This is a genomic window from Paenibacillus sp. YIM B09110 (genome assembly GCF_037167145.1).
In the GTDB taxonomy this organism is placed as follows: Bacteria; Bacillota; Bacilli; order Paenibacillales; family Paenibacillaceae; genus Pristimantibacillus.
Window position 1 is genome coordinate 314,767 of sequence record NZ_JBANSP010000001.1, and the last position, 13,497, is coordinate 328,263.

Sequence of the window (13,497 nt, forward strand, 5' to 3'; positions counted from 1 at the left end):
AACAATTGCGAGTCATAAGCCTTGCAGCATCTCACAAATTGCACCAAAAAAACGACCTTATTCCGCTTAATATCGGAATAAGGTCGTACGAGTCAGCCCTATAAAGATATGTCTCTACTTAACAGGGCTAGGATACATAGACTACCCCCACAGGCACGTCGACTTTGAGATCAATCCTTCCGTCCTCAACCTTTTCCCAGCTCACTCTAACCAAGCCCTTAGGTGTTATAACCTCGCCATGAGCCCAAGATAAATAGCCAGGATTAGGGCTTACTCGGACACTCGCATAGCCAGGCTCCGCCGGTTGAACGCCAAGAACGATTGCAGGCAGCTCATGCAGAATTACGGAGCCCCAGGCATGACAGTCGCTTCGTTCATTGACGTCATCTTCCACGCATGTCGTCAAATTTTTCGCCAGCATCTGACGCCATAAGTTCCATAACTCATCTGTTTTGTGATAGAGTCCGGTTTTCTCTAGGGCGCGGAATAGATAATAAGCCATCGCAACGGAGCATGGAGCCAAGGACTTATCCGTCAAAGCCAGCTCCATTAATTGTGCTGCTTGCGCTCCGCTCACGACGTCCGTCAATACCGCGAATACTTGGGCATGCTGGCTGTATTCCTCTACATCGGGACCGTCCTGAATCAGACCATCTCTGCCAACGCAGTGCGTAAGTACCGCTTGCTTAATTGCTTCGGCCTTCTGCTGGAAGCTTGCTGCCATATTGGGGCGGTCCAAGTAGTCGGCCAACTCCGCAGCAGCGAGAAGTCCCATCCGGTATAACAAGGAATCGAAGGTCACAGGTCCCTTATAGATGGCGTTCGGCACGCCGGTATTCCATGTTCCTACCCAATCGACAAAAGACCAGTAAGGATTGCCCATTCCGCCTTCGGATGTTCGAGCCGTCAATCCCGTTTCTTCCAATCGCAGGTCGAAGAACTGCAGCACTCTTTCGACGGAAGGCATATACTTCTCAACCAGCTTCTTATCGCCGAAATACATCATGTGATCATGAATCATAAGGATATAATAAATCGAGAATCCCGGAATGACATTAGGTCCGGTAGACGGATAACAGCTGTTAGTCAGACCATCATAACGCTGCGAGCGGAAAAAATCGTCGATACACTTTCTTGCCAACCGATCATCGGCTGCAATGTTGTACGTAAACAGAATCTGCGATCGCGAATCCATTGCATATTGAAGCTGCTCATAGTACGGACAATCCTCATAGGTTTCATGCATGCAGAGACGCAAGGTTCGCTCGCTGATCTCCCAAATGCCTTTCAAGGTTTCGTCGGACGTTGCTACTGTAGTCCGGACCTCGAGCGGATATCCAGTTTCCCGGTATCCCAGCTTGATGAGCGTTAAAGGCTCGTCTTGTGTTTCCACTGTGATCTGTACGAAGCGGAACGTTCGAAACCAGAACGGCTCGTACTCCTCCGGCCGCTCAAGCGTACCGAAGCCGCCAACCCGATAGATGTCAGGCGCTCCCTCTAAATGTCCGTGGATATAATCGGTGCGGTCTCCCTTCGCCGGAGCAGGGAGATGCCCTTTCTGATCTTTGGCTGGATACACATAAGCTTCCGAACTAAGGATAGAAACCGAAGCTTCTCTGCCTCCGGAAAATGCCGTTTCCAAGAAACCGGTTGTTTCGGCTCCGGCACTGATCTCTACAACTGCCCGCGTATTGGGCGGAATGGTTACACTGCCAACCCCATCAATGAATAGCTGCCACTCGTCTACATTCGTTTCCAGCGTTCTCGCACACACCACATTTTTGAATCTGCTCGGCTTCTCAACCATCATCGGAATCGGTCTAGCGGTCATCCCGCCCGGGCTGATCGCCTTCCTGACCTGAACGTCCAGATAAGCCTTCGTATCCGTCCAACCGCTGTCGTCAAAGCCGACTTCCTTCCATCCGAAGCTGCTGCTGTTTCCAGCCGCGGCCTCAACGATATAGAGCGGGTCGAAATACGGATTCACCTTCCCCAGTTGAATGCGGTCATCATAGAAGCTCTTCCACGTTTCATCTGCGCCAAAGGATAGCGCGGTTCCATCAGCCAGCTCGATGATTCCATCTAAATACAACCCCGGCATATCTGTTCTCCAGACGGAATGGTTGCCCTTGTCATGCTGCTCAGGGTAACGGAGAACGACCGCCGCGAATACGTTCACCCCTTGCCGAAGTGCCGAGCCAACCTCTACCTCATCGTAAAACCAGACTTGGTTGTCTCCTTTACACGGTCCTTGGGCGATAGAAATGCCATTAATATAAAGTCGATACCTAGAGTCTGCGCTCATTCGGAAACGCGATGATCGGATATCCTGATTTAATTCGAACTCTTTCCGAAAGTAGATAAAAGAAGCGCTGTCCCGATCAAACGGACCCGCAGTCCAGATCCAGTTGCTTTTGCTAAAACCCGATAGATCCATGTAAATCTTCCTCTCCAAGCGTAATCTACTAACCTTTTACCGCGCCAATCGTAATTCCCTTGACGAAATACCGTTGGAAGAAAGGATAGAGAATTAGAATAGGAATAATCCCAATAACAGCTATAGCCATCCGAATACCGGTACTAGGCATCTCTGTATTTACCTTCTGACTTACAATGTTGGTACTCAAAAACTGAATGTTAGATAGAATTCGATTCAACAAATTTTGTATGCTAAAAAGATCAGGATCGGTCACATAATATAGTCCATTGGTCCAATCATTCCAAAAGCCGATCCCGACCATGAGCCCAACAGTCGCTAGAATGGGTAAAGATAGAGGAAGTACAACCTTAAAGAACACTTTATATTCGCCAGCTCCGTCCATTTTCGCGGATTCTATCAATTCCGGCGGAATATTGTTGGCGAAGTAATTTTTCATGAGCAGCACGAAAAAAGCGCTCATCAGCAAGTTAGGCAAAATTAAAGCGAAAATCGTATTTTTAATGTGAAAAACAGTCGTCCACATCAGATAGGAAGGTACAAGACCTCCATTGAAAAGCATTGTAAAAAACACAATAAAGGTGAAAATATTTCTCTTCTTAAAATCTTTCCTCGATAGCGGATAAGCAAGCAGAGATGTGATCAACAGCGATAAGGTCGTGCCGACAGCCGTAACCAAAACGGTAATTCCGTAAGCCCTAAGCAACATGCTGCTTTGTTCAAACAAGTATTCGTAGGCGTTCAAGCTGAACTTCTCGGGAAAGAAGGAATAACCATTCAGTGTCAAGGTCGTCTCATCCGCGAAAGAGGAAATGACAAGCAGCAGAAACGGCAAAATACTTGCCAATGCCAATATCGTTAAAATCATGTTGATGCTGATCTGATAGACAGAACGCGCATTAAATAGCTTATTCATTACTCTGCCTCCTAGAAAAGCGCGTTATCTTTATCTAATTTTCTAACAACAAAATTGGCTAGCAAAATCAGGACGAACCCAACCACGGATTGGTACGCTCCAGCGGCGGAGGACATTCCGATATCGTTCAACTGTAGCAATCCTCGATACACATAAGTATCGATTACGCTGGTCGTACTGAAGAGAACGCCGGAATTCATCGGGATCTGGTAGAACAAGCCGAAATCGGAATAAAACATCGTTCCTATGGACATCAACACCAATGTGATAATGGTCGGTTTTAGCATAGGTAAAGTAATCGAAGTAATTTGTCTCCACTTTCCAGCCCCATCGATTTCCGCAGCCTCATATAGAGAACGGTCGATGCCGAGAATAGAAGCAAGATAAATAACGCAAGAATAGCCCAAGCCTTTCCATAAATAGATTAACGTCAGGATGTAAGGCCAATAAGCAGGCTCCATATACCAGGAGATCGGATCTATGCCGAAGATTGGCAATATCGTTTTGTTAATTAAACCCGTGTCCACGCTTAGAAACGCATAAGCGATATAAGCGATAATAATAATAGACATTAATTGCGGCAGAAGCAGAACCGTTTGATAGAAACGGGACAGCAGCTTCTTGGACACTTCACTTAAGAGGATGCCGACCGTTATGCCTGCCGTCGTTCCAAGTATAATAAACGCCAAATTGTACAATATCGTATTTCGTGTAATGATCCAAGCATCGGAGGTGTTGAAGAGATACTTGAAATTTTGAAATCCTGCCCAATCACTGCCAAAGATACCTTTCGAGTAATCGATACTCTTAAAGGCAATAAATAGACCAGACATCGGGGCATAGTTATTAATTAGCAAGTACAATAGCCCTGGCAACATCATCACATACATCGGAATCATGCTTTTTCTTTTCTTCAATGTTTTATTCAAAGCAATCTTCCTCCTTCCTCTTGCGTGTTCAGAATGAAATAGGGCACAAATATGTAACTCAAGTCTGTACGTTGGTTACATATTTGTACCCTCAGAGATGACATGTTTACTTCTGATTTGCCGCAACCCACGCGTCGAGCTGCGCTTGTTTCTCCGCGATGATCTTATCAATACCCGCCGTTTTTAACTTGGCATTCAACTCAGGCAAGTATTTGTCCGGATCCAGGCTTCCCGTATGGAGTCCAGGCCTGTATTGAGAGAGCACATTGTTTACATTCGCAATTTCTGTCTTCACCTTCGAACTATCATAAGAGAAACCGAGTGCATTTGAGATAGGTGCATTCTGATTGTTTTCAGCGAGAATTTTGTAGTTGTTCGGATCGTTGCCTTCCCATACATGAGCAATCAATTGATTGCCCATCAGCCAATCTTGGCCAAAGGCATAACCTGAATTACTTCCATCCACTCCGCTCGGGTAGCCGATCGTTCCATCCGACTTCTTCTCGTAATGTTTACCTTCGATACCCCAGTCCAACAAGTTAACGACATCAGCATTCGAGTAGGTCAAGTTCAAAAACTTCATTGCCGCTTCCGGCTTCTTAGTTGTTACAGGAATTGCCCAAGTCATACCTTGGATGGCTCCCGAAGTAATAAGCGGCTCTTGCAGCTTCTTGGTTACGAACGACTGTCCGGTGTTTCTTGTCAACTGCGCATCCAATCCCACTTCACCGCTGCTAAATTCAGAGAATCCCTTCCCTGCTTTGAGTAAGCTCGTTGCCGTTTCGGTTGTTGTTGCTGCATCTTTCAAAATATATCCCTTTGTATACCAGTCCCTGATCGTATACAGGAGCGACTTGTATTCCTCTGTCTCATACAAGTTGACGACATTGAAATTATCATTCCCGAGAAGCACGCCTATACCGTCACCCAAGTTATCGTAATTGGATTGAAATAACAGATTGCTAGGCGCCATTGTAACATCTCCAGCACCAAACGGAATGAGCATGGACATTTGCGGTTCCTTTTGAGCTACTGTCTCGTAAATCTTGGCGATATCTTCAAACGTATTTACGCTGTCTATGTTTAAACCATATTTATCAAGAATGTCTTTTCTTATTGCAATATTGGGCACAGCTGCTTTACCATTTCCAAGGGTAACCCCGTATATTTTCCCGTCAACGGTTGTCCCTTTCAAAAAATTTTCCCCAACAGCCGTTTTGATTCCTTGACCGTAGGAATCAATCAATTCCTTAATATCTAGCAATTGCTTCTGGGCGACCATCGTATTGAAATTGCCCATAGTCGGCATCACATCAAGCTTCTCTCCGCTGGAAATCATCAGATTGACCTGTTGATCCCAGTTGCCGCCGTTGATCGGCATCAGCTTTGCTTTCACGTTAATTTCTTTGATCGAAATTTTGTTGACTTCGTCTTCAATCAGCTGTAAATCCGTCGGTATGTTTCCGTATACGGGGTAGGCATATACGATTTCTTCGGGCTTAGCGCTACTTGTCGGTTCTTTAGTCGCGTTTTCCTTGTTGTCGCCGCCGCTGTTGCCGTTATTATTGCCTCCATTTCCGCCCGCGCAGGCGGACAGAAGCAATGCGGTAATCGCCAGCATCGTAATGAGTTTGCTTTTCTTTTTCACTTTGATTTCCCCTTCATTATTTATTTTCGTTCAAGCAACCTGCATGTATTGCCCATCGCAACAGGTTAGCTTTATTATAGAAGCGCTTCCGTCTTCGATTCTTTAACTACTCTGACTACTAATAGCCGGTTTAAGACCACGGTAAAGAGCATTTTTATTAGGATAGGCACAAAAAAAACCGTCGTCAGACGGCTTTTGGTTTTTTTCCGACTTTTTTCATTCCTTCTCCGACTTTACATGGTGCCTTCTGTAATCCGAAGGCGTACTGCCAACGACTTTTTTGAACAGCTTGGAAAAATACGTAAGATTATCATAACCCACCTCACTGGCCACCATACTGATTGATAGCTGCGGATCGTTAAGCAGGACCAGAGATTTCTTGATTTTTGCTTCGGTCACATACTCGACGATCGACAATCCAGTTGATTTTTTGAATATTCGAGTTAAGTAATCCGCATTCAGGAAGACATAATTCGCGATATCCTCTCGCGTGAATTCATTTTTTAGATTGGCGTGGATATATTCTTTTACTTTACCGATCACCGATTGAGATTTCGCAATCTCCACCGTGTAATCGACCGCCTTATCGATAAAATAACGGGTCCATTGAACCATTCCGTCCAACGTGCTAGTTGAATGGCGAAAGAGCTCCTGAGACCGCGGATCTTTAAAGAGCTGATGAGCTTGGACTTCCTTTTGTTGCAGGAACGCATACACCATTTGCAGTACGTCGTGCTGGACGATGCGCAGCACCTCTAGGTTAAGCTTATCCTCTGCAGCCAGCGCTTGAAGATATTTAATAATGTCCTGCTGCAATTTTTCTTTGTTCCCCTGTTGCAGCATCAAGGTCCATTCTTGGAGCAAGCTCTGCAAGGCCGCGTTCGGGGAATCGAGATCACGGTCCCATTCATTCAAGTCATATATTTTACTGCTCAGCGCAACATTGTTTTTGTCGATCTCAAGCAGCTGTTTATATAAATCGGACAATCGTTCTCCATATACAATATCGCCAATATAACAGCTTACACTGCATCCCAAATAGCTATTGCAAGCCGCAATGAGTTCCTTGCATTTATCCTTTAGCTTGCTTGTATGCTGGCTCTTGTCCCTTATTTCCGGAAGGATGGCCAGCAATTGGCCGTTCAGAATCATAATGGCTTCTGAATTTACATTGCCGAATAATATTTCACCCGCTATATTTTTAAGAGCGTAATCGAGCAGGTGCTGGTTCCATGCATCCAGCTTAGTAACGAGTCTTTTTTTACTAATTAAGAGCAATCCATAACGTTCATCGGTTTTATAAGCCACTTTCCTTGTCTTTGCGTTCTGAGCAATTGCATCTGGCTTGTCCGTCAATTGGCCTTGCACTAAATCAGCCCAGAAGCTTTCCGCAACCATCGATTGATTATGAATCCAGTATTCCCCGTATTCGCTGTACTCTTTTAAACGTCTTGTCGAGGATATTTTGGAAACAGCCTTGTTAATGACTTGCTCCAATTTCTCGAACGGGATCGGCTTAACCAAATAATCGAAGCTGCCAAGCTCAATCGCTTTTTTGGCAAATTCAAATTCTGCATGACAAGTGAGCAGGATACACTCCGTTTCTATAGAATGATCTTTCATCCATTCGAGCAGTTCTAGCCCGCTCCCTTGCGGCATCTCAATGTCACATATTGCAATGTCGATTGGGGATGTCATTTCGGTGAGTATCTTCTTGGCTTGAGCGATATTGTGCGCCGTATGGACCTCATCAATCTTCAGCATGTCCCAGTCTATGCTGTGTTTAATGGCCCTAACGGTCTGAATTTCATCATCAACGATAAGAATTTTCAATTCTGAATCGGCTCCATTTCTATCGGCAAAATAATCGTAATACATGCACCGCCCGAGTTGGCTGCGGTAATACTCGCTTTATTGCCATACATCAGCTTGAGCCTTTGCTTAACGTTCCAAATACCGATGTTTGCCCCGTCATCCTTATGAAGGACATAATCCGAATTAATTTGTTCCAGCGCTTCTTCCGAAAACCCACTCCCGCTGTCCTGAATCGAAATTTGCGCATATTTTCCATTATTGAGTTCAATCCATTCCGCTTTAATAATTACGGTGATCGGCTCATACATCGTAAGGGCATGCTTCATAATATTTTCAATAAACGTGTGGAGAATAAGAGGCGGCATTCGCAGGCTCATCAATTGCTGATCGGCATCAATGTGACAAATCAAGTTTTCCCCCGAACGTATTTTCTGGATTTGAAGGTAGGTTTGCACATGCCTAAGTTCATCCTCGAACAGGACAAGCGTAAAGTTCCCTTTCACCGTGTACCTCAAATAATCCGACAAACTTCTGACCATGTCCTGAATCAGTTGATAGTCCTTCATTTGGGCCATGCTATAGATGGTGTTAAAGGCATTCAAATAAAAATGAGGTTTGATTTGCATTTGAAGATATTGAAGCTCGGCTTTCTGTTTATGAATCTGCTCTTCATAGACGTCTATTTTCAACTGCTGGATCTGTGACGTGAATTTATTGAACGTATCGATCAGCAGCATAAATTCATATGGATGCTCTTCCACTTTAATATTATGGCTTAAGTCACCGCCTTCAAGCATTTTAATGGCGTGCTTCAGCTTTGTGACCGGCTTGAAAATCCATTTTCTCAATATAATAAAAGTTAAGGGTATGCAAAGAATGGAAAGCAACGCGATAACGCTAATTACGATTTGAATCCGATCAAGGCCTTCGAGAATGTTGTTTTCGGTATCGATGACCGTTACTCGCAGATCGCCTCTTTTGGAATCCTGCCCGATCACCATATAGCTATTACCCTCACCGGTAAAATAATAACTGCTCAAGTCACCCGATAGATCGATGTCATGCTCTTCTACAAATTCCGCATGATTCATCGGCACCCCGTGCAAATTGGCGAAAATAACAGAATCCTTCACGCTGACATCCAAACCATGAATGTATTTATTAAAAGTGTCAACGTTAATCCATGCCCCCATATAGACGCTTCCTACATTCATGATTCTCAACATGTAGGTAGACGATCCGATTGTCGCTGGGAACCACCTTAAGCTGGCGAAACTTTCACCACTGCTCACTTTATCCACCATATAGTCTAACGCGGCAGCTCTCTCACGGTAACTCGTTCTCGAGCTATACGAATATAAATAGTCCTCCGTCATATTTGAATAGATAACTAGACCATCAATGAGATTATAGGTGCTTATACCCTCGACTATGTTGTCTTTTAAATTATATTTCGCGAACTCTCTCGTGCCCAAGTCTTCATTCTCCAGATTGGGAATGCTCATATCGTGACTTATAATATTCAGAATATAATTCTCAACGTTTTTGAGTTCGGAATCGATCTCGTTCATATATAACGCGAGGGTGTCTTTCTTCGATTCGGATACTTTCTTGTGCAATATGTTGATGGAATACAGATGATCGAAGATCAGAAGAAAGATAAGCGGAATAATGATCATCTGTGAGCCAAGAATAAGCTTGAATGTGAGGGTTTTATATACATTCTTGTTGGGTAAGAGTCGCATGGTTTCATCTGCTTTCCCGTCGATTTTCTTCGAAACGAAACGGCAGCCACGAGTGGCTGCCGTTCTTCATTTATTGTTTAGTGTGAGTTAGAAGGTAACCACCAGTATGAATCAGCAGCAAAGCCCATCTACGCCCTGCCCGCTTCTGGTCGCTTACAAATTAATAATAGTTGTATTGAAGCTGATTCACAAGCAATATTCCGACGAGTTGTGGTCATAATCCGACTTTTATATACATAAGACAAGAGTCGTGGTACGGGCTCGCTTTTCGATCTCTTTCTGAAGACGCTCGTCCTCTTATCACTTAAGCATACTGCCCCCTCATTACCGCTATAATCCTATTCCTTCCAACCATTCCGCACATAGCTCACTCCAATGCATCAGATGTGGAAGTCTGTAATCCATATCATTGTTGCCATCGGCAAGCGCCACACCATGTGGGCCATCAGGGAAACAGTGCAGTTCGAAAGGAACGCCGGCATCCGTCAGTTCTTTGGCAAGATTCAGTGAAAATCTCGGATCGTCGGGATTCGTTTGCCAAATGAAAAATGGCGGCGTGGCGGCGGAAATATTTTTATCGGGAGACAAGTAGATGGTTTCGGCGCGATTTGGATCCGTGAATACGTTAGTGAACAGCTCCATGGAAAACGCGGCAAAGCTAAAGGCCCCATAACCGACAACTACGGCATCCGGACGACAGGAATAACGATCCACAGGATCATCAGCATGTTGTTGACCATTGTCAAAATGAGTGCCGCAATTCGCCGAAAGCATTCCGCCTGCTGAAAATCCCATAACGGAAATGATGTTCGAAATATGAAGCTCATCGGCTCTCGACCTTAATATCCGCACAGCTCTTTGCATATCCGCAATAGCGTCAAATCGGGTATATGGCTTCAATCGATAAGTAAGAATGGCAACATTAAAGCCCATTTTGTTGAAGAAGTCGGCAGTGTGGAATCCCTCACTGCCTGTTCTTATCTCAAATCCTCCACCATGGGCAACAATGACTGTGCCTCGCACATCCTCCAACGGACTGGGGATAAAGATGATGGAGGGCTGAGGCTGAAGAATAAACGACTCGTCAAAATCTGGCGCACCAGCTTCCCATAGCTGTATCTGCTTAAATTTGACGATTATCGTATTCCATAATCTCAGATTTGATTCTACATCTATTGACCCATCGGCTTTACGATGGGTGGCAATCGGCCGAATGCTTTCTCTATCCCTAATGACCTGATCCAATATTTCGCGATTGCTCGTAAAATCCATAACTAGTTCTCCCTCCAGTTCGGTTTACAGATAACGGAAAGGTTCCTTCGCATCGACGAATGTAACGGGAAGCTCACTCACCAAAGGCTGCAGCCATGCTGCCATATGCTTCATTCCCCACTCCTCGGTGCGCTCGTGGCCAACTACGATCATAGCTTTATCCATTCCTAGCATAGCAGCGTCATTAACATATGCGCATAACGTCCATTCCGTAATATCGCCGCAGATCATGACATCCAAGTTCTTGTCTTGCATCAGCTCCATCGGCATCTGCTCCCTGCCGAGGCCGAGACTTCCTCCACCAACCAAAATCCCGATACGTGAGCAAGGCGATTCCGGATTGCCGACGATTCGCAAGACACTCATGCCTAACCGCTGCTTCAAGAAGTCAGCAAGCTCCCCAACCGTTGTCAGGTTAATCTCATAAGCCCAAGGAGATTTAACGTCGATTTGATTGTTCTCCCAATCAAGCTCTTTAATCAAACCGTCATAAATTCGGTCCGTATCGGCCATATGCATATGGTCGTGAAATCTCCAAATAACAATCTGATGGTCTTTGATCAGCTTTTTCTTAGCCAGATAGACGGGATCCTCTTGCAGCCAATCGAGTGTGTCCATCCCCGTAAAGTAAGTCGGTTCATGCGTAATAATAAGGTTCGCTCCGATAGCGATCGCTTCCTTAATGACATCAACAGTCGCCATGAAAGTGGTAACCACTCCCGTTACTTCTATATCCTCGCTGCCGCTTGCCAGCACATCGCAAGTCTGCTCCAGCTTCTTGCCTCCGCAGCAATCGAGCAAAATCCGGTCAATCACTTCTTGTACCTTCATAAACGCACACTCCATTCTCATTCATTTAGAATTGAATTATCCTTTGACTGCGCCAATAATAACCCCTTTGGTCAAATACTTCTGCATCGCCGGCAGAACGAACAAGATTGGCAATATACCAAGAACGGCCATCGCCATACGCACGGCTGTGCTAGGCATTTCGACGGCTTGCGAGCCAATAACGGCACCAGCCTGACCTGAATTAAGGTATTGAATGTTGTTCATTAGTTGCACGAGCAAATTTTGGATACCATAAAGCTGAGGCTTGGAAATATAATAAAGCGCGTTAATCCAATCATTCCAATAAGCAAGTCCCATAAAGAGACCTACGGTCGCCATAACAGGTATAGATAACGGCAGCATAATGCGGAAAAATGTCCGTATCTCCGAAGCGCCGTCAATCTGGGCAGATTCGATTAGATCGACTGGCACGTTGTTTTTAAAGTAATTACGAACTAGCAATACGTTAAAGCCGTTGGCAAGCAAATTGGGAAAAATGAGTGCCCACACTGTATCCTTTATATGAAAATATTGAGTCCACATCATATAGGAAGGAACGACTCCTCCGCTGAAGAGCATGGTGAAGAAAACGATAAAAGCCAACTTGTTATGGTGTTTGAAATCCCTTCTAGACATGGGGTAAGCAAGCATGCTCGTAATCAATAGACCGATTCCGGTTCCTAATATCGTTACCAGGAACGATACGCCGTACGCTCTTACGAAGGTATACGCGGACGATTTCAAGTATTCATATGCATCAAGACTTAGCTGATCTGGAAAGAAGCTGTACCCGTTACGAATCAAGGTCGATTCGTCGGTGAATGAAGCAATAACGATTAACGCGAACGGCAAAAAAGCAAGCAGAGTCAACAACCCCATCACGACCGCAGAGAATATGACGAATGTCCTTTCTCCTCTTGTTTGAATCATATTTTATCCCCCCTAGAACAACGCATTTTCCGAACTTACCTTTTTGACAATCGCATTCACAACAACGACGAGTGCGAACCCGACGAGTGATTGATATAAGCCAGCTGCCGCCGACATTCCAATATCGTTCATTTGCATAAGCGCCCGATACACATAGGTATCGATCGTTTGAGTTGTGCTGTACAAGGCACCGGCATTCATAGGAACCTGATAGAACAATCCGAAGTCAGAATTGAATATTCTTCCGAGTGACATTAGTCCGAGAACGATGACTGTCGGCTTTAGGAGCGGCAATGTAATCATGCGGATTTGCTTAAGCTTGCCCGCACCATCGATTTTGGCAGCTTCATAGATGCTTTTGTCGATCCCTGCAATGGAAGCGAAGTACACAATTGAGCCGTAGCCTGCAGTTTTCCATATTTGTATGAAAACGAGCAAGTAAGGCCAATACCTGGCTTCCGAATACCAGTTGATCTCGGGCAAGCCGAGCGGACGGAGAATGGACTGGTTGATAAATCCGCTGTCGGCATTCAAGAAGGTAAACGCAAGCAAGGAGAGAACGACCATGGAGATAAGGCTTGGAAGAATCAGTCCCGACATATACAGCTTGGTGTAAGCCTTCTTCAGTAATTCGGCCATCAGAATGGCGATAATAATCGAGATGATCGTACCGACTACAATAAAGGTCAAATTATAGAGCAGCGTGTTCCTCGTCATAATCCAAGCGTCTTTCGTTTGAAATAGAAACCTGAAGTTGTCGAAACCGATCCAGTCGCTGCCAAAGATGCCTTTGGCATAATTCACATCCTTGAAAGCGATGAAAACGCCGAACATGGGCAAATAGCTGTTAATCAGAAAGTACAGCAATCCCGGAGCCGCCAATAATAAGAGAGGAAGCGTCTTTTTAAGCGTTTTTGATTTTGTTTTTGTAGTAGCAGTAGTTGTCGTCATATTCGTTGCACCTCCACTTAAGG

The 13,497-nt window shown here is 44.9% G+C and carries 10 protein-coding genes; all 10 read right to left on the reverse strand.

What is annotated here, in order from left to right:
* Positions 1–127: 127 nt before the first annotated feature.
* The 10 genes from V8F51_RS01450 to V8F51_RS01495 all read right to left on the reverse strand — a co-directional run bounded on the left by V8F51_RS01450 (position 128) and on the right by V8F51_RS01495 (position 13,474).
* Positions 128–2,437 carry an alpha-L-rhamnosidase-related protein gene (locus V8F51_RS01450; RefSeq protein ID WP_337098252.1) on the reverse strand — a complete coding sequence of 770 codons (2,310 nt, stop codon included), beginning with the start codon at positions 2,435–2,437 and terminating at the stop codon, positions 128–130.
* A 28-nt stretch (positions 2,438–2,465) separates the two neighbouring features.
* Entirely contained in the window at positions 2,466–3,353 is an 888-nt protein-coding gene (locus tag V8F51_RS01455) for a carbohydrate ABC transporter permease (protein ID WP_337098253.1), read from the reverse strand.
* A gap of 11 nt (positions 3,354–3,364) precedes the next feature.
* The gene (locus tag V8F51_RS01460) at positions 3,365–4,288 is read right to left on the reverse strand and encodes an ABC transporter permease (RefSeq protein ID WP_442956390.1); all 924 of its coding nucleotides are present in this window, start codon (positions 4,286–4,288) and stop codon (positions 3,365–3,367) included.
* Positions 4,289–4,388: 100 nt separating this feature from the next.
* Positions 4,389–5,930, reverse strand: a complete 1,542-nt coding sequence (locus V8F51_RS01465; RefSeq protein WP_337098255.1) for an ABC transporter substrate-binding protein — start codon at positions 5,928–5,930, stop codon at positions 4,389–4,391.
* A gap of 216 nt (positions 5,931–6,146) precedes the next feature.
* Positions 6,147–7,763 carry a response regulator transcription factor gene (locus tag V8F51_RS01470; protein WP_337098256.1) on the reverse strand — a complete coding sequence of 539 codons (1,617 nt, stop codon included), beginning with the start codon at positions 7,761–7,763 and terminating at the stop codon, positions 6,147–6,149.
* The gene (locus V8F51_RS01475; protein WP_337098257.1) at positions 7,760–9,424 is read right to left on the reverse strand and encodes a sensor histidine kinase; all 1,665 of its coding nucleotides are present in this window, start codon (positions 9,422–9,424) and stop codon (positions 7,760–7,762) included. The genes V8F51_RS01470 and V8F51_RS01475 overlap by 4 nt, the downstream gene beginning before the upstream one ends.
* A 396-nt stretch (positions 9,425–9,820) precedes the next feature.
* Positions 9,821–10,762, reverse strand: coding sequence for an alpha/beta hydrolase (locus V8F51_RS01480; protein WP_337098258.1), 942 nt, complete (start codon positions 10,760–10,762; stop codon positions 9,821–9,823).
* Positions 10,763–10,786: 24 nt separating this feature from the next.
* Positions 10,787–11,593 (reverse strand): Nif3-like dinuclear metal center hexameric protein, encoded by an 807-nt coding sequence (locus V8F51_RS01485; RefSeq protein WP_337098259.1) that lies wholly within the window; start codon positions 11,591–11,593, stop codon positions 10,787–10,789.
* A gap of 36 nt (positions 11,594–11,629) precedes the next feature.
* Positions 11,630–12,523: a carbohydrate ABC transporter permease gene (locus V8F51_RS01490; protein ID WP_337098260.1), complete on the reverse strand. Its 894-nt coding sequence runs from the start codon at positions 12,521–12,523 to the stop codon at positions 11,630–11,632.
* Positions 12,524–12,535: 12 nt separating this feature from the next.
* On the reverse strand, positions 12,536–13,474 hold the full coding sequence (locus tag V8F51_RS01495) for an ABC transporter permease (protein WP_337098261.1): 939 nt from the start codon (positions 13,472–13,474) through the stop codon (positions 12,536–12,538).
* Positions 13,475–13,497: the final 23 nt, after the last annotated feature.

What these genes read in the sequence shown, in the direction of transcription:
- V8F51_RS01455 (WP_337098253.1), bottom strand. Translation starts at nt 3,353, where the DNA reads ATGAATAAGCTATTTAATGCGCGTTCTGTCTATCAGATCAGCATCAAC.
- V8F51_RS01475 (WP_337098257.1), bottom strand. Translation starts at nt 9,424, where the DNA reads ATGATCATTATTCCGCTTATCTTTCTTCTGATCTTCGATCATCTGTAT.
- V8F51_RS01485 (WP_337098259.1), bottom strand. Translation starts at nt 11,593, where the DNA reads ATGAAGGTACAAGAAGTGATTGACCGGATTTTGCTCGATTGCTGCGGA.
- V8F51_RS01490 (WP_337098260.1), bottom strand. Translation starts at nt 12,523, where the DNA reads ATGATTCAAACAAGAGGAGAAAGGACATTCGTCATATTCTCTGCGGTC.
- V8F51_RS01495 (WP_337098261.1), bottom strand. Translation starts at nt 13,474, where the DNA reads ATGACGACAACTACTGCTACTACAAAAACAAAATCAAAAACGCTTAAA.
- V8F51_RS01480 (WP_337098258.1), bottom strand. Translation starts at nt 10,762, where the DNA reads ATGGATTTTACGAGCAATCGCGAAATATTGGATCAGGTCATTAGGGAT.
- V8F51_RS01450 (WP_337098252.1), bottom strand. Translation starts at nt 2,437, where the DNA reads ATGGATCTATCGGGTTTTAGCAAAAGCAACTGGATCTGGACTGCGGGT.